The organism is Snodgrassella sp. ESL0324, from assembly GCF_013344955.1.
Classification (GTDB): Bacteria; Pseudomonadota; Gammaproteobacteria; order Burkholderiales; family Neisseriaceae; genus Snodgrassella; species Snodgrassella alvi.
The window spans coordinates 533,682-560,590 of sequence record NZ_JAAEDS010000012.1; the positions used below are offsets into that span (position 1 = coordinate 533,682).

General features: G+C 41.6%; 26 protein-coding genes. 8 read left to right on the forward strand and 18 right to left on the reverse strand.

What is annotated here, in order from left to right; all coding sequences use genetic code 11:
• Window positions 1-109: 109 nt before the first annotated feature.
• Complete coding sequence (locus tag GYY70_RS04540; protein WP_174831415.1) at window positions 110-1,150, forward strand: alpha/beta fold hydrolase; 1,041 nt, start codon at window positions 110-112, stop codon at window positions 1,148-1,150.
• A 141-nt stretch (window positions 1,151-1,291) separates the two neighbouring features.
• On the opposite strand, the gene pnp is transcribed toward GYY70_RS04540, so the two are convergent.
• Entirely contained in the window at window positions 1,292-3,415 is a 2,124-nt protein-coding gene (gene pnp, locus GYY70_RS04545; protein ID WP_174831416.1) for a polyribonucleotide nucleotidyltransferase, read from the reverse strand.
• Window positions 3,416-3,844: 429 nt separating this feature from the next.
• Between pnp and GYY70_RS04550 the strand changes: the two genes are divergently transcribed.
• Together GYY70_RS04550 and GYY70_RS12325 are read left to right on the forward strand one after the other, a co-directional pair.
• Window positions 3,845-4,420 carry an acyl-CoA thioesterase gene (locus tag GYY70_RS04550; protein ID WP_041879139.1) on the forward strand — a complete coding sequence of 192 codons (576 nt, stop codon included), beginning with the start codon at window positions 3,845-3,847 and terminating at the stop codon, window positions 4,418-4,420.
• Between the two features lie 67 nt (window positions 4,421-4,487).
• Window positions 4,488-4,595, forward strand: a complete 108-nt coding sequence (locus GYY70_RS12325; protein WP_110414477.1) for a RepB family plasmid replication initiator protein — start codon at window positions 4,488-4,490, stop codon at window positions 4,593-4,595.
• A 294-nt stretch (window positions 4,596-4,889) separates the two neighbouring features.
• On the opposite strand, the gene GYY70_RS04560 is transcribed toward GYY70_RS12325, so the two are convergent.
• From GYY70_RS04560 to truB, 4 genes are all read right to left on the reverse strand, one after another.
• Window positions 4,890-5,204, reverse strand: coding sequence for a hypothetical protein (locus GYY70_RS04560; RefSeq protein ID WP_041879136.1), 315 nt, complete (start codon window positions 5,202-5,204; stop codon window positions 4,890-4,892).
• The gene (locus GYY70_RS04565) at window positions 5,204-5,428 is read right to left on the reverse strand and encodes a hypothetical protein (protein WP_174831417.1); all 225 of its coding nucleotides are present in this window, start codon (window positions 5,426-5,428) and stop codon (window positions 5,204-5,206) included. The genes GYY70_RS04560 and GYY70_RS04565 overlap by 1 nt, the downstream gene beginning before the upstream one ends.
• Window positions 5,429-5,820: 392 nt before the next feature.
• Window positions 5,821-6,087: a 30S ribosomal protein S15 gene (gene rpsO / locus GYY70_RS04570; protein ID WP_025330297.1), complete on the reverse strand. Its 267-nt coding sequence runs from the start codon at window positions 6,085-6,087 to the stop codon at window positions 5,821-5,823.
• A gap of 87 nt (window positions 6,088-6,174) precedes the next feature.
• Window positions 6,175-7,098 carry a tRNA pseudouridine(55) synthase TruB gene (gene truB / locus GYY70_RS04575; RefSeq protein WP_174831418.1) on the reverse strand — a complete coding sequence of 308 codons (924 nt, stop codon included), beginning with the start codon at window positions 7,096-7,098 and terminating at the stop codon, window positions 6,175-6,177.
• Between the two features lie 815 nt (window positions 7,099-7,913).
• Here truB and adhP point away from each other — a divergent pair.
• On the forward strand, window positions 7,914-8,927 hold the full coding sequence (gene adhP, locus GYY70_RS04580) for an alcohol dehydrogenase AdhP (RefSeq protein WP_025330295.1): 1,014 nt from the start codon (window positions 7,914-7,916) through the stop codon (window positions 8,925-8,927).
• A gap of 65 nt (window positions 8,928-8,992) precedes the next feature.
• Here adhP and nagZ read toward each other — a convergent pair whose 3' ends face one another.
• The 11 genes from nagZ to GYY70_RS04635 all read right to left on the reverse strand — a co-directional run bounded on the left by nagZ (window position 8,993) and on the right by GYY70_RS04635 (window position 21,170).
• Window positions 8,993-10,090: a beta-N-acetylhexosaminidase gene (gene nagZ / locus GYY70_RS04585; protein ID WP_238791821.1), complete on the reverse strand. Its 1,098-nt coding sequence runs from the start codon at window positions 10,088-10,090 to the stop codon at window positions 8,993-8,995.
• 169 nt (window positions 10,091-10,259) lie between these two features.
• Window positions 10,260-11,729, reverse strand: a complete 1,470-nt coding sequence (locus tag GYY70_RS04590; protein WP_174831665.1) for a Do family serine endopeptidase — start codon at window positions 11,727-11,729, stop codon at window positions 10,260-10,262.
• A gap of 86 nt (window positions 11,730-11,815) precedes the next feature.
• On the reverse strand, window positions 11,816-12,457 hold the full coding sequence (nth, locus tag GYY70_RS04595) for an endonuclease III (protein WP_174831419.1): 642 nt from the start codon (window positions 12,455-12,457) through the stop codon (window positions 11,816-11,818).
• 12 nt (window positions 12,458-12,469) lie between these two features.
• The gene (locus tag GYY70_RS04600; protein ID WP_174831420.1) at window positions 12,470-13,120 is read right to left on the reverse strand and encodes a thermonuclease family protein; all 651 of its coding nucleotides are present in this window, start codon (window positions 13,118-13,120) and stop codon (window positions 12,470-12,472) included.
• A gap of 163 nt (window positions 13,121-13,283) precedes the next feature.
• The gene (gene rpiA / locus GYY70_RS04605; protein ID WP_174831421.1) at window positions 13,284-13,952 is read right to left on the reverse strand and encodes a ribose-5-phosphate isomerase RpiA; all 669 of its coding nucleotides are present in this window, start codon (window positions 13,950-13,952) and stop codon (window positions 13,284-13,286) included.
• Window positions 13,953-14,039: 87 nt separating this feature from the next.
• On the reverse strand, window positions 14,040-14,522 hold the full coding sequence (gene ispF, locus GYY70_RS04610) for a 2-C-methyl-D-erythritol 2,4-cyclodiphosphate synthase (protein WP_041879117.1): 483 nt from the start codon (window positions 14,520-14,522) through the stop codon (window positions 14,040-14,042).
• Window positions 14,519-15,226, reverse strand: a complete 708-nt coding sequence (gene ispD, locus GYY70_RS04615) for a 2-C-methyl-D-erythritol 4-phosphate cytidylyltransferase (RefSeq protein ID WP_174831422.1) — start codon at window positions 15,224-15,226, stop codon at window positions 14,519-14,521. Before ispD ends, ispF begins: the two co-directional genes overlap by 4 nt.
• Window positions 15,223-15,963, reverse strand: a complete 741-nt coding sequence (dnaQ, locus tag GYY70_RS04620) for a DNA polymerase III subunit epsilon (protein ID WP_172332912.1) — start codon at window positions 15,961-15,963, stop codon at window positions 15,223-15,225. The genes ispD and dnaQ overlap by 4 nt, the downstream gene beginning before the upstream one ends.
• 602 nt (window positions 15,964-16,565) lie before the next feature.
• Window positions 16,566-17,939 (reverse strand): TolC family protein, encoded by a 1,374-nt coding sequence (locus GYY70_RS04625; protein ID WP_370521145.1) that lies wholly within the window; start codon window positions 17,937-17,939, stop codon window positions 16,566-16,568.
• 102 nt (window positions 17,940-18,041) lie between these two features.
• A complete protein-coding gene (locus GYY70_RS04630) occupies window positions 18,042-19,979 on the reverse strand; it encodes a MacB family efflux pump subunit (RefSeq protein ID WP_037393504.1) in 1,938 nt (645 codons plus the stop codon).
• 3 nt (window positions 19,980-19,982) lie between these two features.
• A complete protein-coding gene (locus tag GYY70_RS04635; protein ID WP_051506402.1) occupies window positions 19,983-21,170 on the reverse strand; it encodes an efflux RND transporter periplasmic adaptor subunit in 1,188 nt (395 codons plus the stop codon).
• An 849-nt stretch (window positions 21,171-22,019) separates the two neighbouring features.
• Here GYY70_RS04635 and coaD point away from each other — a divergent pair.
• Window positions 22,020-22,535: a pantetheine-phosphate adenylyltransferase gene (coaD, locus tag GYY70_RS04640; protein WP_025330283.1), complete on the forward strand. Its 516-nt coding sequence runs from the start codon at window positions 22,020-22,022 to the stop codon at window positions 22,533-22,535.
• A gap of 100 nt (window positions 22,536-22,635) precedes the next feature.
• Here coaD and GYY70_RS04645 read toward each other — a convergent pair whose 3' ends face one another.
• Complete coding sequence (locus tag GYY70_RS04645) at window positions 22,636-22,986, reverse strand: antibiotic biosynthesis monooxygenase (RefSeq protein ID WP_174831423.1); 351 nt, start codon at window positions 22,984-22,986, stop codon at window positions 22,636-22,638.
• Between the two features lie 232 nt (window positions 22,987-23,218).
• Window positions 23,219-24,112 carry a LysR substrate-binding domain-containing protein gene (locus tag GYY70_RS04650; protein WP_174831424.1) on the reverse strand — a complete coding sequence of 298 codons (894 nt, stop codon included), beginning with the start codon at window positions 24,110-24,112 and terminating at the stop codon, window positions 23,219-23,221.
• Between the two features lie 105 nt (window positions 24,113-24,217).
• Here GYY70_RS04650 and GYY70_RS04655 point away from each other — a divergent pair, with 105 nt between their 5' ends.
• From GYY70_RS04655 to GYY70_RS04665, 3 genes are all read left to right on the forward strand, one after another.
• Entirely contained in the window at window positions 24,218-24,622 is a 405-nt protein-coding gene (locus GYY70_RS04655) for a CidA/LrgA family protein (RefSeq protein WP_084548311.1), read from the forward strand.
• A 36-nt stretch (window positions 24,623-24,658) separates the two neighbouring features.
• Complete coding sequence (locus GYY70_RS04660; RefSeq protein ID WP_025330279.1) at window positions 24,659-25,348, forward strand: LrgB family protein; 690 nt, start codon at window positions 24,659-24,661, stop codon at window positions 25,346-25,348.
• A 179-nt stretch (window positions 25,349-25,527) separates the two neighbouring features.
• Window positions 25,528-26,898 (forward strand): NAD-dependent succinate-semialdehyde dehydrogenase, encoded by a 1,371-nt coding sequence (locus GYY70_RS04665; RefSeq protein WP_174831425.1) that lies wholly within the window; start codon window positions 25,528-25,530, stop codon window positions 26,896-26,898.
• The last annotated feature ends 11 nt before the right edge of the window (window positions 26,899-26,909 follow it).

Here is a 26,909-nt window from a genome sequence, read left to right on the forward strand (position 1 = left end):
ATAACGGAATATTGAACATTGATTACTGCTTTGATAATGGCTTTGATATATTCCTTATTATATTATTTGAAATTATTATAACAACACTCCCTTATTAAAGAGGGATGCTATGATTAAATTACTTTTTTGCTTTATCAATTCATTTATTTTACTTTTTCCACTTATCTCCAACGCTTCAGAACATATTGGTTTTAAGCGAATTCACTATGATATACATGATGGAAGACCATTAGATATTGCTGTTTGGTATGCCACTAATAATAAGCAAAATTCAATAACTATAGCTGATAATGCTATTTTTGATGGTTCTGAAGTTATTGCCGATGCAGTACCAAAAATAAAGAATACTAAATCGCCATTAATTTTACTTTCACATGGTTACGGTGGGAGCTGGCGAAGTTTAAGCTGGCTTGCACATGCATTAGCTACAAAAGGATATATTGTTGCAGCTCCTAATCATCCGGGGACAACTGGATTTGATCAGAATACTGAGCAGTCAGCCAAACTATGGTTACGGCCGCAAGATTTAAGTAAAACTATTGATGCGCTGGCTGAAAATCAAACATTCTCAAATATCATTAATTTAAATCAGATTTCCGCTATAGGCCATTCGCTTGGTGGTTGGTCAGTAATTGCACTTTCCGGAGCCAGATTTGATACAGAATCCTTTAAGAAAGATTGTAATAAATATTCATATTTAAAAGCTTGTCATTTGATATCTGAACTTGGTTTGGCAAATTCAGAGCTTAATAGGAATATGTCAGACCCCAGGATAAAAGCATTCGTATCATTGGATGCTGGTTTGACAAGAGGGTTTACCATTGAAAGCTTACAAAAAATCAAAATACCATCTCTTATTATTGGTGCAAGAGTTGATATAGGTGATACAAATACACAACTTGAATCGGGTTATGTACAAGAATTTCTACCAAAATCGTCCTCAACTTATATTATTATTCCAGATGCAATGCATTTTAGTTTTATCCAAATTTGTAAATCTGATGCAATTGATATATTGAATCAAGAAAAAGAAGGAGAAGGAATTATTTGTAAGGATGGCGGCAGTCGGAATAGAAGTGAGATTCATCGTGAAATTACTCATCTCATTGTTGATTTTTTATCTAAGACATTTTCAAATTATAAAAACTGATTTCAAAAAGCTGCTTTAAATGATGCTGTTTCTTATTATTCTTATAATGGGTTATACCCCTAAAATGATGTAATACTCTATTTTGCTACAAAAAAAGACTACCTTACATGTAAGGCAGTCTTGAATACTCAATATTAACGATTAATTTTCAGCCGGTTTTGGTTCTTGCGGTGCCTTTTCAAGCAAAGCTTTGATTGACAGGCGTACACGGCCGCGATCATCAATTTCCAGTGCTTTTACTTTAACCTGCTGACCAATTTGCAGGTAATCGCTTACATTTTTCACACGATCATGTGAAATCTGGCTGATGTGTACCAAGCCGTCTTTACCCGGCATAACTGATACGATAGCACCAACATTGTTATCCAGAATCTTGATTACTGTGCCTTCGTATACTTTACCCACTTCTACTTCAGCAGTAATTTCTTCAATACGGCGTTTGGCCGCTTCTCCTGCTTCACTGGTGCTGGCAGCAATGGTAATTGTACCATCTTCGGCAATATTAATTTCAGTACCGGTTTCTGCGGTTAATGCACGGATGGTTTCACCGCCTTTACCAATAACATCACGAATTTTGTCCTGATGGATTTTCATGGTAAATAAACGTGGTGCATGTGCAGATAATTCTTGCGGACCTTTTACTGCTTCCTGCATTTGTCCGAGAATATTCAAACGAGCTTCTTTCGCCTGAGCCAGTGCAATCTGCATGATTTCCTTGGTAATTCCCTGAATTTTGATATCCATTTGCAGAGCAGTCACACCAGTAGTGGTACCGGCAACTTTAAAGTCCATATCACCAAGGTGGTCTTCATCGCCCAGAATATCAGTCAGTACAGCAAATTTATTGCCATCCAGAATTAAACCCATGGCTATACCGGCAACATGGCTTTTCAGAGGAACGCCGGCATTTAGCAAACTCAGACATCCGGCACATACGCTGGCCATGGAAGAAGAACCATTGGATTCAGTAATTTCAGATACTACACGCATGGTATAGCTGAAATCTTCAACATCAGGCAATACAGCCAGCAGTGCGCGTTTTGCCAGACGGCCGTGCCCGATTTCACGGCGTTTTGGTGCACCCATACGGCCTACTTCACCGGTTGAGTATGGCGGAAAATTGTAATGCAGCATAAAGCGGTCGGTATATTCACCACTCAGAGCATCGATAATCTGTTCATCACGCTGAGTGCCCAGTGTTGCTGTAGCCAGTGACTGAGTTTCACCACGGGTAAACAAGGCAGAACCATGTGTACGCGGTAATACGCCGGTCCGGATATTAATAGGTCGAACAGTACGGGTATCACGGCCGTCAATACGCGGCTGGCCTTCCAGAATCTGGCCACGAACTACTTCTTTTTCCAGATCTTTGAAAATACCGCGAATCTGGTTAGCCAGTAAGGTATCAGTTTCTTCGGTAATCAAAGCCGCTTCAACAGCAGACCATGCTTCATCTAGTTTTGCTGTACGGGCTTGTTTTTGCTTGATTTTGAATGCTTCATCAATTGTTGCACCAGCCAGCTCACGTACTTTGGCAATCAGGCTTTCATCAGCAACAGGAGCCTGCCAGTCCCACATTTCCGGATTAACTTCATCTGCAAATTCATTGATGGCACGGATGGCTGCCTGCATCTGTTCATGACCGAATACTACTGCACCCAGCATGGTTTCTTCAGACAGTACATCTGCTTCAGATTCCACCATTAATACGGCTTTTTCTGTACCGGCAACAACCAAATCCAGTTGTGACTGAGCGAGCTGGTTTTTTGTCGGATTAAGAACATATTCACCATTGACATAGCCGACACGGGCTGCACCAATCGGACCGGCAAAAGGTACACCTGTTAGTAGTAGTGCAGCTGAAGCACCTAGCATAGCCGGAATATCTGAATCAATTTCCGGATCAACTGAAACTACCATGGCAACTATCTGAATATCGTTGTAGAAACCTTCCGGAAATAAAGGACGAATCGGACGGTCAATCAGGCGGCTGGTAAGGATTTCTTTTTCACTCTGTTTGCCTTCCCGCTTAAAAAATCCGCCCGGAATTTTACCGGCTGCATAGGTGCGTTCCAGATAGTCTACAGTCAACGGAAAGAAATCCTGACCAGGTTTGACTTCTTTAGCAGCTGTAACGGCTACCAGTACCACAGTATCGCCCATGGAAATTTTTACTGCACCGGCTGCCTGACGGGCAATTTCACCAGTTTCCAAAGTAACTGTCTGATTGCCGTATTGAAAGGTTTTAATGTGTTTATTAAACATATTGTGTTTCCATTCTAATTTTTTGCAGATACCGCACCTGCTAAAAAACCTAACAATGTACACGTAACAGGCATATACATAGGTAGGGTTTCTGGCCGGGCGTGATTTGCAAAATGATTATTAATGAGGTCTTAATCAAGCCTGCAACAGGCTATAAATACATTTTGTATTATGGTCAAATTCTAACATATATTTTTTACCTTATCGCAAACTCAATGACTGTCACGACGCTGGTTAAGCTCAGGATATGCATTTTTGGTCTTTTTCAATCTGCCATAAAAATATTTCTATTGGCTGTATATTTTTTCTTTACCCAAAATCATTAATATTAAAACTATTTACTTGTATGTTAGAATTGATTTTACTAATGTAAATTACCATATTGGTTCAACCGGATCTGGCTGTACCTGTATTATTGAGGACAAAGTAATGTCTGAATTTTTGTATAAAAAACCAACTGACAGTGATGTACTGTTATCTGTTGTGATGCATCCGGAAGATACCAACGCAAACAACACTATTTTTGGCGGACGTATTCTGGCTTTAATGGATCAGGCCGCGTATGCATGTGCCTGTAAACACTCACGTTCTGTAACGGTAACAGCAGCTATTAATACCGTTAATTTCCGTACGCCAATTTATGTGGGTGATTTGGTCTCAATTAAAGCACGAGTCAATTATGTAGGTAAATCATCCATGATGATTGGTATTCGTGTAGAAGCGGAAAATCTGGTTACCGGAGAAATTCGTCATAGTAATTCCAGTTATTTCACCATGGTCGCCATTGATTCTGCCACTGGTAAGCCACAGTCTGTACCCGGTTTGATTCTGGAAACATCCAATGAAGTACGCCGTTTTGTACGCTCATATACTCGCAAGATAGAACAGCAGGAAGCTTTGAAAGAATTTCAGGCAAAAGCTTTTCATTTAAATAAAGATCATCTGGACTGGTGTCAGACACAGAATGCGCGTTTAAATCCCGATTTATATAACGAAATAGGATAATTCAGATTTGTTTGCATTTCTCTTCTGCCGGTGTGTAGTATTGATTTTTCAGCCTTGATTCAAGGCTATTGGCGACAAATACAAAGAAATTAGTAGCCTTAAAAAATTCGTAATTGCTCCGGCAGTTGAACAAATCAATACCAATACTGATTTTAATATTGATATTTCATTTTAGAAAATGTAAGCGCGAAATACGCTGGATACAGCTAAGATTTAACCAAAAACAGGAAGCTAAAGCATTTAGCGTGCAAGGTATTAGTTATAGTGCTTATGCCGCTGCCTGCTCTTTCTGGCAGAAGATAAAACGTGGCTTGAAACAGGGGCGCTAGGACAATTACAAGCTGTCTGTATCATAAGCGAGCTATTAAATTTTATGGTACATGCTGAAGCGCGATTAAGTCATAGACTGTAAGCTAAACAAAAAAGCCCCGTTTGGGGCTTTTTTTTAATTTCACAAAGATTTTGCAGCTTATTTCTGTTCATATCGCGCTATCTCATTATCAAACTCTTGTTTTTCTTGTTTGATCCTTTCAACAACAACGGAATAATCAGTACCATGTAAATATGGTGGTGCTAATTCAGGACACAGATGATAGACAAGCATATTTATGTTAATCATATTACCTAAAGCTGTTCCACATGCATGAACAGTTAGATCAGGGTAAAAATGATATTTATGTCGTAAATCTAGAGCAAATTGATCAAGAGCCTTACCTAATTCATTAGCTCTCTGGTTAATCTCAACTAGTTGCTCATGAGAAAACTCTGATTTGTCCATATCCATTACCAATCATGATTCGCCGCCCCGCCAGGTAAGTCAAAAATACCTCCACTATCAGGGCCAAGACAATACGTATAGGCTGCATAACACTGATGAAACCCTATATTAGGAATAAGGCCTTCAGTACAACGATTATGTTGCTGGTTGCACCGTTTAAGCTGAATTACTGATAAACGCAGCAATCCTTCATTATCTTGTTTTTGATTCTGTTTCTTACTACTCAACATACTAGTTACACTAGAATGCTTTTGGTCAGCAGCGGTAGCAGTTACTGCTGATATACTTAAAACTGCCAGTATTGATAAAGAAATTAAACGCTTTAACTAAATTATAAGTCAATACGTTAAAATTTATTTTGTTTCAATTTTTTCACATACTTGGTTCGTCATCATCCTTATCATTACTCAGCTCAATCGCAACCCTTTCAGTTCCCTTCTGGTCAAGTATCCTGCCGCACGCTCAACCTGTTCTCTACCGTTGTTTTAAGCTTGTTATAGAAACCCCGAAGGCTGTCCATGCCTTGGCCAATTGCCTTTGTTGTTCGCTCAAAGTAGAAAGGTACGATAAGGTATAAAAAAGCCGTCTTTTTAAAGACGGCTTTTTTTCAGATGGAGAATGCTTATTTACGCAGACCCAGACGTGCAATCAATTCGCGATAGGTATCCGGTTTAGTGCGGCGGATGTAGGCCAGCAAACGACGACGGGAGCTAACCATTTTCAACAGACCGCGACGGCTGTGATGGTCTTTCGGGTTAGCTTTAAAGTGACCAGTCAGATCATTAATACGGAAAGTCAATAACGCGATTTGTACTTCAGAAGAACCAGTGTCCCCTTCGGCACGTTGATAATCTTTAATAATTTGTGCTTTTTGTTCAACAGATAACATGTAATTTACTCTTAAAAAAAGCCTTACGGCAGACAAGTTGGCCAAGCTAATATATGTCATTAACAAATACCAACTCCGGATACATATTTAACTGATATAAGCCGTATTCATCAGACGCAGCACTTTCAAACGCCTGCTGGGAGCCTGATATTGCACCAGCCCGATAAAGCGGTCATCAACAGCATAAATACGCAAGGGGCACATTGTGCCATAATTTTGCTCAGAATGCACGGCTATACCATGCTGTAACTGCAAAATATCTTTATCATTCAGAGTGACAGCCGGAAAATGTTGTACGAGTACATCACAAGGCAAAAGCCAGTTATCCCGTGCTGCCTCATCCAGATTACTGATTGCTGCAAGTGAATGAGTTTGTTCAATGGTAAAGCCGGCAGTAGCAGTGCGGCGTAATGCAGTCAGATGCGCTACAGTTCCCATATGTTTGGCCATATCTTCAGCCAGAGTACGTATATACGTTCCCTTACTGCAACGTACGCTGATGACCAGCCGTGGAAAAGTAAATTCAATAATATCTATCTGATAAATCGTTACCTGGCGGCTTTTCCGTTCGATGGTGATACCCGCACGGGCATATTCATATAATGGCTTACCCTGATATTTAATAGCTGAATACATAGGCGGTGTCTGAGTAATTTCACCACTAAAAGCAGAAATGGCTGCCTGTACCTGCGCCAGTGTAATCACAGTATCGGAAGTGGCAACGATTTCACCTTCAGCATCACCTGTGCTGGTAGCCGCACCCAGTTGTAAAGTCGCTATATAAGCTTTATCTGCATCCAGAAGATACTGAGCAAATTTAGTTGCTTCTCCAAAGCATACGGGTAACAAACCTGTTGCCAGCGGATCCAGTACACCAGTATGCCCTGCTTTGGCCGCACCATATAAAAAGCGCGCCCGCTGCAAAGCACTGTTACTACTCATTTCGCTGTCTTTATCGAGTAACAGCACACCATTAAGAACGCGTTTGCGCCGGCTAGTCTGGGTATTCATGATGTTGTTTATCTAATTTCAGTTTCAGGGTCATTAGGCGAGCGCATCATAACATGCTTTATCCGGCCTATTCAGGATTAGTCGCTTTTTCGATCAGAAACAGGCTTGAGAACCAGTACTGGCTTTTAAAAATATTGGTTCTGCCGATAACAGGACTTCGGACATTAATATTTCCAAACTTAAAAACTGCTATAAAAACATCTTATCAGGATGCACACAGATGACATAATTACCAGTTTTCACTATCAGTGAAATCTGCGGCCCCAGATAGGTGTATGGATCAAATGTATATGCTGGTAGTCATACTATTCCTGATTTCCTGCGATGTTTACCCTTGAGACAGTTAATTTTGCATACTGTTTTATTGTCTTAATTTAGGTGTGCATGCCTCTATGTAGATTTTATGTTTTCTTACCTGAGCAGATCTGATTAGTAGGACAATAGCACAAAGGAATCATTGAAATTTATTAAAATTTCTTATAAATATATGGTATTTTGCTGTAATTAAGTCTTACGCAGATGCTTTATTTAGAGTTACAATTATTTTATATACTAGTGCTGGTACTGCGCTGATATATCTGTCAGAATAACTGGTAGAAAATAAATATTTTAATCCTGTTTTAAATGACATTTAATCGGTAATATGAGGTACATTTACACCTCTGAATAATTTTCTGTCATTTTTATTCAGGATTATATTTATACCGGTATCGATTTTATCCGGTAAATGATTTTCTGGTTGTACCGGTCTGTTTATCTGAGAACAGAAACTAACAGACTAAACACTTCTTCTTTACTGATGAAAAGGGTTCATTATGAAAGCAGCCGTAGTAACAAAAGACAAAAAAGTTGCCATCCAAGATAAAGCTGTACGCCCGCTGAAAGCCAATGAAGCATTGCTGAAAATGGAATGCTGTGGCGTTTGCCATACCGACTTGCATGTAAAAAATGCGGATTTTGGCGACGTAACTGGTGTAACACTGGGACATGAAGGTATTGGGGTTGTAACTGCTGTAGGTGAAGATGTTACTTCTTTAAAAGTGGGTGACCGTGCCAGTGTTGCCTGGTTCTTTGAAGGCTGCGGACATTGTGAATATTGCAACAGTGGTCGTGAAACCTTCTGCCGTGAAGTTAAAAATGCCGGCTATACAGTAGACGGTGGTATGGCTGAAGAATGTATCGTTGTAGCAGATTATGCAGTTAAAGTACCGGACGGACTGAGTTCTGAAGCAGCCAGCAGTATTACCTGTGCCGGTGTGACAACCTACAAGGCAATCAAAGTTTCTCATATCCAGCCGGGTCAATGGATTGCAATTTATGGTCTTGGTGGCTTAGGTAATCTGGCGTTGCAGTATGCCAAAAACGTGTTTAATGCTAAAGTAATTGCTATTGATGTCAATGAAAAACAACTTGAGCTGGCACGCGAAATGGGCGCAGATATGACTCTGAACCCTGCTAAAGAAAAAGTAGAAGAAATCATTCAGGAAAAAGTAGGTGGTGCTTACGCTGCTGTGGTTACAGCTGTAGCTAAATCCGCTTTCAATTCAGCCGTAGCCTCTGTACGTGCCGGCGGACGTATTGTTGCTGTAGCATTGCCAGTTGACACTATGGATCTGAATATTCCGCGTCTGGTTCTGGATGGTATTGAAGTGGTAGGTTCACTGGTAGGTACACGTGAAGATTTACGTGAAGCATTCCAGTTTGGCGCAGAAGGTAAAGTAGTACCAAAAGTAACTATGCGCCCTCTGGAAGATATCAATGATATTTTTGATGAAATGACTGCCGGTAAATTTACTGGTCGTATGGTAATCGACTTTAAAAATGCCTGATATCTGTTAGGCAGTTTAAAAAAGCCATAGTTTCACTATGGCTTTTTTGTTGTCCGGAGAAATAATTAGCAGGCTTCGCCTACCTGAACACCATTGAGAGTATCCTGAGCAGAGGCCAGACTGGCTACCAGTTGCTGAGCTGCCTGAAATTCAGGTGTCTGCATAGTAGCAATATATTCTGTTGCACTCCCCTTACCGGCAATCATTTGCCAGCGCTGTGCCAGCCGGCTGATATCCGGCCAGACAAAATCAGTCAGCAGATTATCTACCCAGTCTGGTTTATTACATACCAGAGCAATATCACAGCCGGCGCCAAAAGCCTGCGCTGTACGTGCATGGATATCACCGGCGCAGCTGGCTCCTTCCATAGTTAAATCATCAGAGAAAATCACCCCGTCAAACTGCATTTTATCGCGCAAAACACCCCCCAGCCAGATAGTGGAGAATCCTGCCGGTTCTGTCGGATCAACTTTAGGATATACCACGTGTGCGGGCATGAGTGCCGGCATACCATTATGAATTAAATCTTTAAATGGCTGTATATCATCAGCCCATAATTCTTCCCAGCTACGGTTATCTTCCGGCAAGGTAAGATGGCTATCACCACTGACTGCCCCATGCCCGGGAAAATGTTTGCCACAGCAAACCATACCACCACGAGCCAGACCACGTTGCAAAGCTACTGCCAGAGAGCTGACTACAGCCGGCTGCTGATGAAAACTGCGATTACCGATAACAGCACATTCACCCCAGTCCAAATCCAGAACAGGCGTAAATGATAAATCTATGCCACAGGCACGTAATTCAGTAGCCAGTACCCAGCCTACCGTTTCGGCCATTTTGTCGGCCATTGCTGCACCATGCTGCTCCCAGCACTGTCCCAGAGTACGCATGGCCGGCAATCGGGTAAATTCGGGAATAAAGCGCTGTACTCGCCCGCCTTCATGATCAACAGCGACAATAAGCTCCGGTGTTCTTAATGCTTTAATTTCCGCAACCAGCTCGGTTAACTGAGCACGTGACTGATAATTGCGCCGGAACAGAATCACACCACCAATGGCCGGATGACATAAACGTTCACGTTCGATATCACTTAACCTGAACTCTGCCACATCAGCCATAACCGGACCACGTGCTAATGCTTTGGGATGTACTGACAACATAAATTATTCCAAAATTTTTCTGAATGAATCGCGTGTGGTCTGACCAGAAAGTGATCCATCATTAACAATGGAGCAATTAATAAAACCTACATAATGGTGTAAACGACCTGTGCGATTAACTGATAATCCAACTAGAACATATCCTAAAAACAATATCTTTATGAAAAGATTACGGCAGCATCATAGCAATAAACAGGGTATTGTTTGCACGCCTGATTAACAGAGGTACATTTTTTCCACTGGCTGCTACTGCATTATCAAAATCTTTTTCGTCATGTACCAGTTTCTGACCAACGGCGATAATAATATCGCCACGACGTAAATCTACCTGTGCAGCCAGCCCGCTGATGTCTTCAATAATCAGCCCCTGAGCTGTTGCCCTCAATACCAGACCAAGACGGTGTTCGGCAAAACTGGTTCCGTCAGTTGGCATAATGGTACTACTGGCAGAACTGGCCGGATTAGCTACAGCCGGAGACACATTATCCAGCGTTACCCTGATTTCTTCTTTTTGACCTTTACGCCAGATACCCAGAACGATTTGCTTACCTGGTGGCAGTAAACCAACTTTCACCGGCAAATCGCTTGAATTCTTTAGCTCATCGCCATTCACACTTTGTACAATATCACCGGATAATAAGCCTGCTTTAGCAGCCGGTCCGCCGACAACAACTTGCGTAATCAGTGCACCATTAGCTTTATCCAGACCAAAAGATTTGGCCAGATTATAGTTGACTTCCTGAATAACTACCCCAAGCCGGCCACGCTGTACCTTACCTGATGTTTTCAATTGTTCCGCTACATTCATGGCCACATCAATCGGAATGGCAAAAGAAATACCCATAAAGCCACCACTGCGGCTGTATATCTGTGAGTTAATTCCTACTACCTGTCCCTTAAGATTAAATAATGGTCCGCCTGAATTTCCGGGATTAATAGCCACATCAGTCTGGATAAACGGCGTATAGTTTTCTTCCGGCAGACTGCGTCCTTTGGCTGAAACGATGCCGGCAGTCACACTATTATCAAAACCAAACGGCGCACCAATGGCCGCTACCCATTCTCCGACTTTTAATTCTTCAGGATTACCCAGTTCTACAACCGGTAATTCATTTGCACTGATTTTTAATAATGCAACATCAGACTGAGCATCAGCACCAATCAGTTTTGCCTGAAATTCACGTTTGTCATTCAGTAAAACCTTAATATTATTCATACCGTTGACTACATGAGTGTTGGTAAGAATATAACCATCCTTACTGATAATAAAACCTGAACCAAAATTATATTCATCATCGTTTGCCTGCGGGGTTTGCGGTACATTTGGCAAAAGGCGTTTGAAGTATTCGTAAAACGGATCATTGTCAGGCAAAGCATCCGGACCGGCTTCATTATCGATATTACGGTTATTGCGTGTAGCCTGAATATTGACTACTGCCGGACCTTGCTGGTCGACCAGCCGGGTAAAATCGGGCAACAACATAGCTACCTGATTGCTGTTCCCATCAGTACCGGCAGGTATTTCCTTCACAAAACCCTGACCGTCCTTATTTTTGCCAAACCATTGTTCCAGCCTGTCACAACCTGCTGCTACCAACAACACTGACAAAATTGCCGTCAACATATATTTGCGATTTATCCGCATCCACTTCCCTAACTTTTTTGTTTTCTTACACAAGCAAAGATTAATAATATTGTAACGAAAAGAGGCGTTAAGTTACACAATCAGACGGTTAAAGTCGACTTTGCCGGGTACTCGCACAAATCATTTATCAGACATTGCTCACACAGCGGTTTACGCGCTTTACATATGTAACGTCCGTGTAAAATAAGCCAGTGATGTGCATTAAGTCTGAACTGTTTCGGCACCACCTGCATTAATTTATCCTCAACTTCACGTACCGTTTTACCCGGTGCCAGACCAGTACGATTACATACCCGGAAAATATGCGTATCTACTGCAATCGTTGGATGACCAAAAGCTGTATTCAGCACGACATTAGCCGTTTTTCTCCCTACTCCCGGCAATGCCTCCAGCTCTTCTCTGGTTTGCGGTACATCTCCGTTATACTGCTGTACCAGAATCCGGCAAGTTTCCATCACATGTTTGGCTTTGGTTTTATATAAACCGATGGTCCGAATACACTCCATAACTTTATCTATTCCTAACTCCAGCATAGCTTGTGCTGTGGGTGCCATTCGGAATAAATGTACAGTGCATTTATTGACAGAAACATCCGTTGCCTGTGCCGAGAGCATAACAGCTATCAATAATTCAAATGGTGAATGATATATCAGCTCTGTAGTCGGATTCTGACAGACGGCCTGCAAACGAGTGAATATTTTCTTGCGCTTTTGTGCATTCATGAAATTAAACCATTATCGGTTTTTTTGTTGCTGACGAAACTGCCACGGTGCTATTGCACTGGCATTGTGCCATAAACCGAGACGATTTTGGCGCGCCTGTATCTGAGCACTCTGATAACGTCCAAAACCTAATCGATCCTGCTGCTTTTTAGCAATTGAGTCGTAATGCCATGCATACCCCTGCTGAACCATCCATAAGTTAATATCTGCATTATTCAAAATAATCTGACCAACCTCACGCTGATACTGATCTATAGCAACCACATTGACATCAACATACTTACCCTCAATACGTGCTTTTAAGGCATCGCGACTGGCTATACCATAAGCTTGTTTGATTTCCGGCGCATCAATATTAGCCAGACGAACTTTATGCGTATGCCCGTCCTTGTCTCTGATATGCACAGTATCTCCGTCATGCACACTGTCAACATTACCGGAATAGCGTCCTTTACTGGCTACTGCCCATTTTTTTCCTCTTACAGGCGCCTTACCATTAAGCAAATCCTGTACAGAGCGCACAATACTGTCCGCTTTCTGTGTCCATTCCGCTAAAGGTGCAATTATACTTTCCGGCAACCACACTTTAGCGATTGTCAGAATAACAGCCATCCAGACCAGAATTTTACGCCAGTTAGTCAGAATTTTTTTTCTTTTATGCATTTATCAGAAAACCACATTGTTAAATATGCCCGGCATGAACAGAATAAATCACAGACAGTAAAATAAACCCTTAAAACAACAGCAGCCAGCTACCCTTTTTTCAGGTAACTGGCTGCGCAGATATTAATTAATTGTATTATTAAATACTTCTGCTGCAGCAAATTCAGACTCTGGCAGTTAATACCTTGACACCATCGCTGCAACCCAGCACCAGTAAATCAGCTGGATGGTGAGTAAATAAACCATTTTCTACTACACCGGGTATCTTATTAATGGCATCTTCCATTTTAATCGGCTCATCAAAGTTCAGATTAGCTACATCCAGAATCTGATTACCATGATCAGAAGTAAAACCCAGACGCAGTTCAGGCTCTCCGCCAAATTTCAGTAGCCGGCGCGCTACCAGTGAACGGGCATTGGGTGTCACTTCCACTGGTAACGATACATGACCAAGACGACTGGTATACTTACTTTCATCAGCAATACAAATGAATTTCTCAGCAGCACTGGCAACAATTTTTTCATTTAACAATGCACCGCCGCCACCTTTAATCATCTGCAATAAATGATTAATTTCATCAGCTCCATCAACATACAGCGGTAAACCATTCACTTCATTGAGTGTTACTTCCGGAATACCAAATTTTTTCAAAGTTTCACTGGTCAGGGCAGATGTGGATACTGCACCTTTAATCTGCTTTTTACTTTGTGCCAGTGCCTCTATAAAAAAATACACGGTAGAACCGGTACCAATACCCAGATACTCGTTTTCATTGACATATTCAACAGCTTTTTGAGCTGCCTGACGTTTCAACTCATCCTGTGTGGTCATTCTACTGCTCCTTGATCAGCTTAACTTTAAGTACATTTCAAACAATAATTATTCCTGCACGAAATTATAACTGATGCCGCAACAGGATTAAACTGCCGTCAGCAATACGACTGCCTGAGCCTCAATAGCTTCCTTCCGCCCCAGATAGCCTAATTTTTCATTGGTTTTACCCTTAACATTTACTGCATCCACAGCTATATTCAAATCAGCTGCAATATTCATGCGCATCTGATCTATATAAGGACGCAATTTCGGCTCCTGAGCAATAACCGTGCTATCAACATTGACCACACGCCAGCCTGCAGCCCGAACGGCAGCACAGGCACCGCGTAACAGTACACGGCTATCGGCATCTTTATTTGCAGCAGCTGTATCCGGATAAAGCTTGCCAATATCACCTAAAGCAGCTGCACCCAGCAGTGCATCGGTAATCGCATGCAATAGCGCATCTGCATCAGAATGACCAAGCAAACCTTTATCAAAAGGAATTTTTACGCCGCCAAGTAACAATGGCCGCCCGCTAACGAGCTGATGCACATCATAACCCTGACCAATTCTTAAAGAACTCATTTAATGGTGTCCTGCTGTAAAAAATAGCTAGCCAGTAACGCATCCTGTGCACTGGTGAGTTTCAGATTGCGTATGTCCCCTGCTACCAGTAATGGAGCCAGACCAAGCGCCTCTACGGCAGAAGATTCATCTGTAATTACATCCAAATCTGCCTGTGCCAGTGCTCTGGCCAGAATACCGGTACGAAACATTTGTGGAGTCTGAGCCTGCCATAAACCTGTCCTGTTCACTGTCCGGCTCACCTGCTGTTGCTCATCTGCCTGTTTAAGCGTATCTGCTACGGGAAGCGCCAGTAACCCGCCTACCGCATGATTCTGCACAGCAGCTAATAAACGTTTTACAGAATCCGTACTCACACAGCAGCGAGCGGCATCATGTACCAAGATCCAGTCGTTATCCTGTACATTAAAATATTTTTGCGCCTGCACAATCCCATTGCGCACAGTTTGCGCCCGCGTCGCTCCGCCACAACGCAGGATATGCACATCCGGCGGTAATAAATCTGCCGGATAGACAGCATCGATATATTCATCCTGTTCTGATACAACAATCAAAAACAGATCAATTGCACTGATTTGTGCCAGTCGCGACACTGTATGCTGTAATACAGTCTGACCGGCCAAAGTAACATATTGTTTCGGACATCCTGCACCAAATCGTGCTCCGACACCCCCGGCAGGAATCAGCACTACATGCCGGGTCATACAGATTTATCTCCGTTATTTTCCTGCCATTTCCGCCACATACAGGGTTCACCAACTATTTTATCCAACGCCTGCAAATAAGCTTCATGTTCAGCCAGTTCTTCTGCACTGGGTTCCACTACTGTTAATCCAGTATGTTTTATCTGATATTTGCTTTCTGCAATCTGATTTTCACTGGCAGCAGCAGTGGCCATCAGTTCATCTACCAGACTGAACTGGCTTCGGGTCATAGCCAGATAAACTTCACCAAGTAATTCACAGTCAATCAGCGCACCGTGCAGTACACGCTTACTGCGGTCTACTTCCAGCCGCGTACATAAAGCATCCAGCGAATTTTTCTGTCCCGGATATTTATCACGAGCCATTTTGAGCGTATCAACTATCCCACTGGTAATCGTTTCAATCTTGGGCATACCCAGACGCTCAAACTCCATATCCAGAAAGCCTTCATCAAACGCAGCATTATGAATAATCAGTTCGGCACCATGCAGGTAGTCGGCAATCTGCTGAGCCACACCGGCAAACACCGGAGCATTCATTTCGTGTAGCTTTTCCAGTGTAATTCCGTGTACTGCCACAGCTTCGTCTGGAATATCGCGCTCAGGATTAATATACAGATGCAGATTATTTCCGGTAAGGCGCCGGTCTACCATTTCTACACCGGCAAATTCAATCAGGCGATCACCATTGTTTGCATACAGTCCGGTGGTTTCAGTATCAAGAATAATTTGACGCATATTGATTCAATGCTTTATGCGGTTGAACACCGCTGACTTAAAACTCCGATAATACTAAAAAATCAACTCCGGTGCATAACAGCGGTTCGTGCCGGTAAAACAAATTACTCAGCAGGCAAACCCAGCAGATGACTATTACATACTAATAGTCATCAAACGGTTTTATCCGGATAAAACATTAATTTTTGATATTTTTGTCATAGTTTCTATTAACGGGTATATATACCACTATTTATTTTTCTTTTAGAAACAAAACTATAAATAAAATTCTCAATTATTTTTGCAAATAATAATAACTATCATTTGCAATTAGAAAACAATTTGTTTATGATGCATCTATGTTCACGAAACGACACAAATATTCACAAATATTTTGCAGCCATTTCTGAACATACTCACAGATTTGAAATAGATTGTTTTTATTCAACAATTTATTTAGCACTTTTCTATTGGTAGTGGTTTGTGTTCCTTTTTGCGCCCCCTTTTTGAGGGGCGATTTTTTTTGTTAGTCATCAGTGTAATAAAAACAGAAAAATAATTCAATTATCAACCAACCTATAAAAAGCCGGTCTGTATATTTTCAAACAGGCCGGCTTGAATAATTATTGCGGCTGATAGCGTCCGGCCATAGCCTGATAAATCAGATTTTCATTTTGCAGGACACTATAACGGTTGTTTAACACGTTTTGTGCCGAAGAATACTGAGTATTCAAAGCATCCAGCCAGTCACTAAGCGGATTAGTGCCGTATTGATAGCGGGCATGGTAGTAGCGACTGTTTTTTAAATCGTACTGGTATTTTTGTTCATTATTGGCCAGTGTATTGCGGCTAAGCGTGTATTGCCGGTAATAGCGTTCAACTTCATTAAGGGCGGTAGTCAGAGATTGTTCAAAAGTCAGTTTTGCACTTTCAAAATCTGCCTTAGCCTGTTTGTTTTGCCAATACAGAGTCTGCCAGTCGAGAAAAGGCAAATTTACATTAACACTTGCCGTACCGACTGGAAAATGTAAAGCCGAAGAAGCAGCCTCAGAACGCGAATTAACCGCACCATTCAGACTAATACTCGGATACCAGCTACGTTTAGTTGCCTGCTGACTGGAAAAAGCAGATTGCAAACGATATTCTGCCGCACGTAAATCAGGGCGATTAGCCAGTACAGACAATGGGACATTCAGATTCACTTCACTCAAATGAATTTGATTTAAAGGTGTTGGCTGAATATCCGTTACCTCACCCGGACGCTGATTGAGTAAATTATGCAGATTCTGCAATACTTCCAGCCGGTTCTGCTGCAATGAGGTCAGATTATTCTCTGCGCTCAGTAACGATTGTTTGGCATTAGTGGCATTAATGCTGCTGACTTTACCTACCTGATACTGTGCCTGAGAGATTCTGGCAATCTGCCGGTATTGTTCAATACTGTCTTTAGTTAAACTGATTGCACCATCAATGTAGGCAAGATGAAAATAATTATCGACGACACTATTAATCAGTGAGAGTCTGCTGGCGGCCAGATCCTCTTCACTGGCCTGATATTTCCAGCGTGCCGCATTGGTATTGGCACGAATTTTCTGCCATACGTCCAGTTCATAACTTAATCCGAGCTGACCGGTAAAATTACGGCTGGACACCCCGCCATGTTTCAAATCTTTGGAGCTGCTGGCGCCAAGAGAACCACTGGCATTCGGTACCAGGTCTACTGCTGTCAGACGGGCACTATAACGTGCTTTTTCAGCTGTCAGTGCGGCCTGACGCAAATCAACATTATTAGCCAGCGCAGTATTTACCAGTTGATTCAGAGTTTCATCATGGTAAATTTCCCACCAGTTAGCATTAACCTGATACTGCGCAGCAATTTCTGAACTGCTCAGCATTCCGGCTTTATGCATGCTTTGCTGCGGATAGGAACTATGCGTAGCACAGGCGGTTAACAGCAGACTCAGACTCAGCATCCATACTGCGCTGCGTTTTTTCACAAAATTATCTCTCATCATCGTAACTTTTTATTCTGACGCTTACTGCATTTATCAATGCAGTACAGCCATTTCCGCCAGATTTAAATTTCAGCATCAACACAATTAATCGCGTGACAGCGCGTCAATAGGATTAAGCTGTGATGCACGTTTTGCCGGCATAAAACCAAACAGCACACCAATTACACTTGAACAAAGTACAGCCATCACAATAGAAATTGTTGAGAATGACATAGCAAAATCTGTTGCCAGCAAATTAAACAGCATACTGATGGCAAACGAAAACAGTACACCTACCAACCCGCCAATCAGACAAATAAGCACCGCTTCAATCAGAAACTGTTCAAGAATATTGTGTTGACGTGCACCGATAGCCATGCGTATACCAATCTCCTTCACCCGCTCAGTTACCGATACCAGCATGATATTCATCACCCCGATACCGCCAACGACCAGAGATATCAGCGCAATACTTGATATCAGCAGAGTCATGGTGCCGGTAGTACTTTCAATTGTCTGCTTAATAGTGTCACTGTTACGGGTAAAAAAGTCCTCTGTACCATGACGTACTTTAAGTAATTCAATAATGCCTTTTTCTGCCGTTTGTGAATTGACATTATCTTTTACCTTCACTGTGACTGAAGTAATGTACTTAGAGCCGGAAATCCGGTTCATCAGCGTGGTATAAGGAGTAAACAGTTGTAAACTGTCACTATCCGAAAAGCCGTTATTATTAGGTTCTGTTACTCCGATAATACGCAATGGCCGTTTATTAAACAGAATAACCTTTCCCAGCGGATTAGTACCATCTGCAAACAATTTGTTTTTGGTATTGTCATCAATTACGACTACCTGACTGTTCTGAGTTACATCATCCTCATTAAACAGCCGGCCAAAAGCAAGCTTGATACCGCGTACATCAAAATACTGGTCACCTACACCATATAGCTGAGCTGAAAGAGACTGATTATCATAAGTCAGCGTACCACTGGTATTAACACCCGGAGTGACACTGTCAACATAGTCCTGTTGCTTCAGGACCTCTGCATCACCAACAGTCAGCGTTTTAATACGCGAAGAACGGCGATCCCCATATCCGTAACCCGGATATACGGAAACCGTGTTTGTGCCCATAGCATTGATGTTTTCAAGAATTTTTTCCTGCGACCCTCTTCCCAGTGCTACTACCGATACCACTGAAGCAATACCGATAATAATGCCGAGCATCGTAAGAAACGAGCGCATCTTATGCGCCATAATCGCCTGAATAGACATCAGAAAAGATTCAAAAAACTGATCACGGTAAAAATGCCATGAATTATGCTCTTCAATACTCTCAATATTGCTGGGCGGAATATCTGTATTCTTACTGTGGTCGGCGATAATCCGTCCGTCACTAATTTCAATTACCCGGTTAGCATTAGCAGCAATCGTCGGATCATGTGTAACCATCACAATGGTATGACCGGCATCATGCAGTTTATGCAGGATTTCCATCACGTTTTTTCCGCTACCGGTATCCAGCGCACCTGTTGGCTCGTCTGCCAGAATAATTTCACCGCCGTTCATCAGCGCACGAGCTATACTTACCCGCTGCTGCTGACCACCGGACAGTTCACTGGGACGGTTTTCTTCCTTACCGGCAAGCCCGAGCTGAGCCAGCAACTCATCCGCCCGTTTCATTCGTTCATCGTATTCCATACCGGCATATACAGCCGGCAGGGCTACATTTTCACGTGCTGTTAATGTGCCGAGCAGGTTATAGCGCTGAAAAATAAAACCAAAGCTGCGACGGCGCAAAGCGGCCTGTTCATCTGCGGTCATAGCAGCAGTTTCTACGCCATCAATTTTGTACGAACCGCTGGACGGCACATCCAGACAGCCAATGATGTTCATCAGAGTAGACTTACCCGAACCAGACTGACCGATAATAGCTACAAAATCGCCTTTTTCTATGCTCAGATTAATATCTTTGAGCACCTGAACCCGGTTTTCACCAGTGCCGAACCAGCGATTGATTGCCTTAATTTCCAATAAACTCATGGCTTACATTCTCGGACCGCGCATTTTCGGCTCTTTGCTGACACCATTTTTAGCGTCTGCCTTGCTCAGCGCAGATAAAACTACCCGGTCACCCTCTTTCAGGCCTGATTTCACTTCTGTGCGCATACCGTCTGTAATACCAGTCTCAATCTGTTTTTCCTGAACCTGCTGATTATCGCCCAGCACCTTCACCACTTTTTTACCACGGTTATGCCTGATTGCCTGATTCGATACAGTCAGTACATTTTTGACAGATTTCACAAAAATATTATTCTGAGTAGTCATCCCGATATGCAGTGTGCCGTCATCATTCGGAACCAGAGCCCGGGCATAGTAATAAATAGCTGTATCAGTTGTATCCGTACTGGTGTCATAACTTCCCTGAGACATCTTGGTTAATCCCGGATCTACTGCTTCAAGAGTAGCTTTACGCACTTTGTTATTGTCCGCCAGCGTAGTAAAAGTTAAATGCATTCCTGCCTTAACCTTACTCATGTCGCCTTCGGCAATCTGCATTTTATTCAGCATTTTGCTTAAGTCAGCCAGCTGTACAATCGTTGGCGTATTCTGGCTGGAGTTCACCGTTTGTCCCTCTTCTACCGGAATGGATACAACTGTACCGTCCATCGGAGCAGTAATGCGGGTATAGCCTAAATCCGCTTCTGAAGTGTTAATGGCAATCTGTGTTTGCCGGATTTGTGACTTCAGCTCAGCCACGTTAGCCCGTGCTGCGGCCAGATTATCCTGAGCATTATCAAAATCTGCTTTAGAGGTAGCATCCTGCCCCATCAGCGCGCGTTCACGGTCAAATGCACGCTGCTTCATTTTCAATGCAATTTGAGCAGATACCAGCTGAGCACGATAAGTATCCAGCTTAGCTTTATTAGTGTTGAGAGTATTTAACTGAGTAGTGGAATCGATATCAGCAATCAAATCACCTTTTTTAACCTGCTGGCCCAGTTTGACATACAGTTTCTTGATCTGGCCGGAAGCCTGAGCACCGACATCAACCAATTGTGCCGCCGCAATTTCTCCTGTGGCATTAACTGTCTGCATGATATCGCTGCGGCGAACATCATCTGTCACAAAATTCATCTGGTCTTTAGGTTTAAAAAACAGACTCCATACAACAGCAACCAGCACCACCACAACTAACAACCATACAAACCTTTTAACCCATTTTTTTTTCATTTGCTTAATAATCCGTATATCACTCAAATTTTGCTCTAATTAATAAATTTAATAAATAGCGGCAAAAGATTAAGATTGTAAAGGATGAAAACCATTCTCATCAATATATCATGTTAGTTATTAATATCTGATATCCATTATTAGTTTATGAATATTAAATAATAATCCAAGATCATTATAAAATCATATATATTAAATCGTTAGCTCGCTTAAAAAATATAATGATAAAATTTTAAATGATTTCAACCAAATAAACATTTTACTGATACTCAAATATGAATAAGAGTCTGAAAATATATTTAACTGTTCATTGGCTACAGAGTTGCTGCTCCATATCAAAATTCTGATAATAAAAATATAGTAGTTATTAAGAAAAACCGCTACTACAAATACAGCAGAAAAAATTAAAGGATTCCAAAATTTTAAGTATTTTTTAATAAAATTAATAAAATCAATATAAAAAATTATCTAAATTGAGATTAAAAAACATCCCTTTTTATATGAACAGTTAAAACAAAATGACGAAACCTAATCTGATATTCATATATGGCAAAATTAAGCAGGCAAACTACTTACTATTTACACTATTAAAACAAAAGTGATTATTTTATAATATTTCATATTATTCTTTTGAATTCTTTACCTTTATTCGGCTTAATATTTCTTTCCCTCATAAAAAAACATTTATGTTTTGACAATGCACACACAACTGATTAAGCTGCGCAGCTTTATATTAACGACATTGAAAAAATAATAACTGTTTACAGTTAAATCAATCATGTTCAGCAGATAATATCTGCATACTGGTTATTTTTCGGCACATGAAAAAGCAGTTTGGAATAAGCAACAATGACTAATTCAACTACCCGCCGTGCAGTCTATGCTGGCAGCTTTGATCCCCCTACCAATGGTCACTTATGGATGATTCGTGAAGCACAACCATTATTTGATGAACTAATCGTCGCTATTGGTGTTAATCCGGAAAAAAATGCCACATATTCAGTTGAAGAACGCAAAGAAATGCTTCAGGCTATCACGGCAAATTTTCCCAATGTTAAAATCTCCAGTTTTCAAAATCAGTATCTGGTTAATTATGCGCGCAGTATTGGTGCAGATTTCATTATCCGCGGTATCCGTACCGCTTCTGATTATGAGTATGAGCGTTCCATGCGCCATATCAATCATGACTTACAACCGGAAATTTCCACTATCTTCCTGATACCGCCGCGTGAATATGCCGAAGTGTCCTCAACCATGATAAAAGGCATGGTCGGCCCGCAAAACTGGCAGGCCATGATTCGCCGTTATGTCCCTGATGCAGTTTATGAAAAAATTATGCAAGACCATATGTACACTGAGAATTGAACAGACAGAATGATCCGGACAGTCGCAACTTGCGTGCCCGGTTCAGAGACTGATTTTGTATTAATCTTGATTCTTGAATAATAGGATAGCTGATTATCAGCTACCCTATTCCATCTGGTTTTAAAACAGAGGATTCAAAAAATTTTTCATTTTCAACTTTGCAAATACGAATTGAATATTCTTTGTACCATTGTTTAATACCCATTTTTTTCCCCTCTATATGCAGAGTATGGTTTTTCCATTTATCAATAGCCTCTAGTGTTCGCCAGTACGAAACTGTAATACCGATTCCTTCTGTGTCTCTGACACTGTCCGCTGCCAAAAATCCTTCTATTTTTTCGGCTTCAATTAATAAATTTTGTGCCATCTCTGAGTAGCCAAAATCTCCCGGGCTGCGTTTAGAGGTAAAAATAACGGCATAATAGGGTAATTCAAATACTTTACTGATCATTTAAAACCTTTTTATTCTTGATTGCCGTATTGTGTAAGGGAAAGTGATAAAAGAGATTTTTCGATTATTATATAAATTTATCCCCTGCTAGTTTTTACAATAATTCTTTGTAAAAATATAAATCGTTATCATTCTGCAAACAATAAAGCAAGCTATTTTTCAGGCTGCTGTTTGTCATTGGTTACTTTTTTTCTGCATTTTCCAATACTCTGCTTACCTATACGTTGAACAGTTATTTGGAAAATTCCTCTCTGATAACTTTAAGCCATGCTTTTACAGCCGGTGTCAGTTTTTTGTGACGAGGCCACGCCATAGACAAACTCCAGTTAATTGCCGGATCGGTTAACGGAACTGCTGCAAATATTTTATCGTCAAATTCATCCGTATAATAACTGGGCAGTAAAGCAATGCCCATTTCTTTTGCTACCATATCACGCAAAAGTTCCCACTGGCTGGTACAGCAAACCACATTTGGCTCAAATCCCTGATCACGACAACCATTAACAACACGTTCAAATAAAACAAAACCGCGACTAAACAAAATAAAAGACTCATCACGCAAACTGCGCAAAGACATAGACGCAGGTATCTTTGCTAACCGTTTACGCGGAAACAGTACCATCATCGGGTAATCGCATAAAGGAATATAATCAAATTCATCACTTACCGGTAACAGTAACTGACCTACATCCAGACGGTTTTCCAGCAAGGCTGCTTCAATATCACGAGTACCGGCTTCAATAAAAGCCAGCTCAATATCCGGACATTGCTGATGAAAATTAAAAAAAGCCGGTGTTAGCAAACGGCTCCCTAGTAACGACATACCGATACGCAATGTACCCGATTTTAGTTCACGATAATCTTCTACCTCCTGTTTCAGCAACGACACCTGATTAAGTATCTGTAGAGAATATTCATATACACGCTTACCAATTTCTGTTGGCAGTACCTGACGCTTGCGTCCGTTTTCTCCTTTCTGCAGTAAGGCTACATTTAAATCATTTTCCAGTGCGTGAATTATTTTGCTGATACTCGGTTGGGACAATGCCAGTTTTTCCGCAGTAACTGAAAAGCTGTGATTTTGAACCAGAGTGACCCAGCATTGAAGTGCTTTTATATCAATCATAAATATTCAAAAAAAGAATAATAATAAAATTATAATTCATATTATGCCTAATAAGGCTAATTATAATGAGTGGTTTCCAATAATTGGCTATAAGGAACAGCCATAATGAATATGTTACACCTTCGCACGGCAAACTGCTTACATATATGCGCACAAATTTTACTAATCATTTTATTTTGGCTGATAGGGCTGGGTATCGAAAAAGCTGCCCATATCCCTTTATCTGCCGGTGTAATCGGATTGTTTCTGGTATTGCTGTTATTACAGCTTAACATATTGAAATTATCATGGATCGCCAGTGGCGCACAGGTTTTGCTGGGTGAATTAATGTTGTATTTTATGCCTGTTCTTATTGCAGTGGTTCAATACAAGGCATTGTTTGCTGCTGAAGGATGGCAATTGGTTATTAGCATCGTAACAGGTACATTTCTGGTAATGAGCAGTACTGCTCTGACCTTAAAATACTGCTATCGTCTGCGCCGTGTATGGATTAAACATCGCCATGTCTGAACTGGCACATATTTAATTTCTAACTGGATATCTGTTATGAATATAATTGCTGCCGGCTGTTTTATCTGGACAATTGCATTGTATGCACTGGCAAAAAAATGCTATCGCGCCAAGCCGGTTATATTTTTGTCACCAGCCATTACTTTTAGTGTATTAACCATAGCCCTCATGCAATGGCTGGACATCAGTTATACACAATATAATCAATATACACGTTATATTTCTGGCTTACTTGGTCCTGCCACTGTTGCTTTTGCCATTCCGATTTATCAATATCGTGATGTAATGAAACGTCAGTTACCGATTCTGATGACAGCTATTATTGTGGGAATGTTTGTCGGAGTGGGTAGTGCTTATCTGATGGCTCGACTATTTCATTTTAACCACGAAGTGACTTACAGCCTCATGGCACGTTCCGTATCTACTCCGTTTGCCATTGAGCTCGCAGACAAAATTCATGGTTCAGCCGCGCTGGTATCCGTATTCACCATCATAACCGGACTGACAGGCATGCTGTTTGGTGATATCACACTGGCTTTTAGTCGCAGCCGGATGCATCTGGCCAATGGTGCTGCTTTTGGTAATGCCGCACATGGATTTGGTACTTCGCGGGCAATTCAGCGTAATGCCGACGAAGGTGTGGTTGCCAGCCTGACTATGATTCTGGCAGGTCTATTTATGGTGCTGGCCGGACCGTTAATAGTGAAAATCATAGTCTGGTTATAATAAAGATAAGCTGCTTTACATAAACTTTACCGCTGCCGTACAATCATTAGCGGCTTCTGTTACTATTTCTTAATTGCGTTAAAGCTGTTCGGGCATGATTCGGACAGCCGCTTTCTTCTGCTCTGCATTTTTACAGACAAATTACTCTTATCTATTACATCTGTGGAGGATAGCTGAATATGGCTTATCAATCTATCAATCCGTTTACTGGCGAGCTGGCCAGAACTTTTTCCAATCATACTAATACTGAGGTAGAAAACGCACTGACTCAGGCTCATGCTCTGTACAAGTCTGAATGGTCACAACCGGAAAACATCAGCGAAAGACAGGCATTACTACAACGCCTGGCTGAAATTATGACACGGCATCAGGAAAAAATTGCCCGTATTATCACATTGGATATGGGTAAGCGTATTGCAGAGAGCCGTAACGAAATTGTTAATTGCATTGAAATTGTCCAGTACTATGCAAAACAGGCTGCAGAATTGCTAAAACCGGCAGCCTATCCGAGCAAACTGGGCAAAGGCTGGGTGGAACATCATCCTATCGGTATCATTCTGGCAGTTGAACCATGGAATTTTCCTATTTACCAGCTTATCCGGGTTATTGCACCGGCTATTGCTGTAGGCAATCCGGTTGTAGCCAAACATGCAAGTAATGTTCCGCAATGTGCGCAACTAGTGGAAGATCTGCTGCATGAAGCCCAGGCACCAGCCGGTACTTATACCAATCTGTTTGTAACTCCTGAGCAGATAGAAACCATTATCGGTGACAAACGCGTACAGGGTGTGGCTCTGACAGGCTCAGAAGGTGCCGGCAGTATTGTAGCCGGACAGGCTGGCAATAAACTGAAAAAATCTACTATGGAACTGGGCGGTAACGATGTATTCGTTGTCACAGATGATGCAGATGTAGTAGCCGCCGCACATACCGCAGTAGCAGGTCGCTTGTTTAACGCCGGTCAGGTATGTATTGCAGCAAAACGTTTTATCGTGCATGAAAAAGTGGCTGAACAATTCACCCGGATTGTTCAGGAAGATTTTGCCCAGGTAGTGATGGGCGATCCGTTGGATGAAAATACGACACTGGCACCACTTTCATCTCGTAAAAGCAAGGATACATTACAAGAGCAGCTTGATGCTGCCATTACCCATGGTGCTAAAGTATTATGTGGTAACAAACCTGCTGAAGGCAATTTCTTTACCCCTACACTGATTACAGATATCAGCCGGGATAATCCGGCCTACTTTGAAGAGTTTTTCGGTCCCGTGGCACAATTGTATATTGTAAAAAATGACGAAGAGGCAATTACACTGGCTAATGATTCTAATTTTGGTCTGGGCGGAACTGTTTTCAGTAAAGATATTGAACGCGCTAAAAAACTGGCTTCGCGAATTGAAACCGGTATGGTGTTTATTAACCGCTTCGGTGATTCCGTGGCTGAATTGCCGTTTGGCGGAATTAAACGTTCAGGCTTCGGACGTGAACTAAGTGATCTGGGCATTAAAGAATTTGTTAATCACAAACTTGTGGTACTTGCACAGGACTAATCCTCCTATTT

Excerpts from the sequence above, each read along its gene's own strand:
- rpsO (WP_025330297.1), bottom strand. The coding sequence starts at position 6,087 with ATGTTATCTGTTGAACAAAAAGCACAAATTATTAAAGATTATCAACGT.
- coaD (WP_025330283.1), top strand. The coding sequence starts at position 22,020 with ATGACTAATTCAACTACCCGCCGTGCAGTCTATGCTGGCAGCTTTGAT.
- GYY70_RS04550 (WP_041879139.1), top strand. The coding sequence starts at position 3,845 with ATGTCTGAATTTTTGTATAAAAAACCAACTGACAGTGATGTACTGTTA.
- pnp (WP_174831416.1), bottom strand. The coding sequence starts at position 3,415 with ATGTTTAATAAACACATTAAAACCTTTCAATACGGCAATCAGACAGTT.
- GYY70_RS04660 (WP_025330279.1), top strand. The coding sequence starts at position 24,659 with ATGAATATAATTGCTGCCGGCTGTTTTATCTGGACAATTGCATTGTAT.
- GYY70_RS04635 (WP_051506402.1), bottom strand. The coding sequence starts at position 21,170 with ATGAAAAAAAAATGGGTTAAAAGGTTTGTATGGTTGTTAGTTGTGGTG.
- rpiA (WP_174831421.1), bottom strand. The coding sequence starts at position 13,952 with ATGACCACACAGGATGAGTTGAAACGTCAGGCAGCTCAAAAAGCTGTT.
- GYY70_RS04655 (WP_084548311.1), top strand. The coding sequence starts at position 24,218 with ATGAATATGTTACACCTTCGCACGGCAAACTGCTTACATATATGCGCA.
- GYY70_RS04630 (WP_037393504.1), bottom strand. The coding sequence starts at position 19,979 with ATGAGTTTATTGGAAATTAAGGCAATCAATCGCTGGTTCGGCACTGGT.
- GYY70_RS04645 (WP_174831423.1), bottom strand. The coding sequence starts at position 22,986 with ATGATCAGTAAAGTATTTGAATTACCCTATTATGCCGTTATTTTTACC.
- GYY70_RS04565 (WP_174831417.1), bottom strand. The coding sequence starts at position 5,428 with ATGTTGAGTAGTAAGAAACAGAATCAAAAACAAGATAATGAAGGATTG.
- ispD (WP_174831422.1), bottom strand. The coding sequence starts at position 15,226 with ATGACCCGGCATGTAGTGCTGATTCCTGCCGGGGGTGTCGGAGCACGA.
- GYY70_RS04540 (WP_174831415.1), top strand. The coding sequence starts at position 110 with ATGATTAAATTACTTTTTTGCTTTATCAATTCATTTATTTTACTTTTT.
- GYY70_RS04650 (WP_174831424.1), bottom strand. The coding sequence starts at position 24,112 with ATGATTGATATAAAAGCACTTCAATGCTGGGTCACTCTGGTTCAAAAT.
- GYY70_RS04600 (WP_174831420.1), bottom strand. The coding sequence starts at position 13,120 with ATGCATAAAAGAAAAAAAATTCTGACTAACTGGCGTAAAATTCTGGTC.
- GYY70_RS04560 (WP_041879136.1), bottom strand. The coding sequence starts at position 5,204 with ATGGATATGGACAAATCAGAGTTTTCTCATGAGCAACTAGTTGAGATT.
- nth (WP_174831419.1), bottom strand. The coding sequence starts at position 12,457 with ATGAATGCACAAAAGCGCAAGAAAATATTCACTCGTTTGCAGGCCGTC.
- ispF (WP_041879117.1), bottom strand. The coding sequence starts at position 14,522 with ATGAGTTCTTTAAGAATTGGTCAGGGTTATGATGTGCATCAGCTCGTT.
- adhP (WP_025330295.1), top strand. The coding sequence starts at position 7,914 with ATGAAAGCAGCCGTAGTAACAAAAGACAAAAAAGTTGCCATCCAAGAT.
- nagZ (WP_238791821.1), bottom strand. The coding sequence starts at position 10,090 with ATGTTGTCAGTACATCCCAAAGCATTAGCACGTGGTCCGGTTATGGCT.
- truB (WP_174831418.1), bottom strand. The coding sequence starts at position 7,098 with ATGAATACCCAGACTAGCCGGCGCAAACGCGTTCTTAATGGTGTGCTG.
- GYY70_RS04665 (WP_174831425.1), top strand. The coding sequence starts at position 25,528 with ATGGCTTATCAATCTATCAATCCGTTTACTGGCGAGCTGGCCAGAACT.
- dnaQ (WP_172332912.1), bottom strand. The coding sequence starts at position 15,963 with ATGCGTCAAATTATTCTTGATACTGAAACCACCGGACTGTATGCAAAC.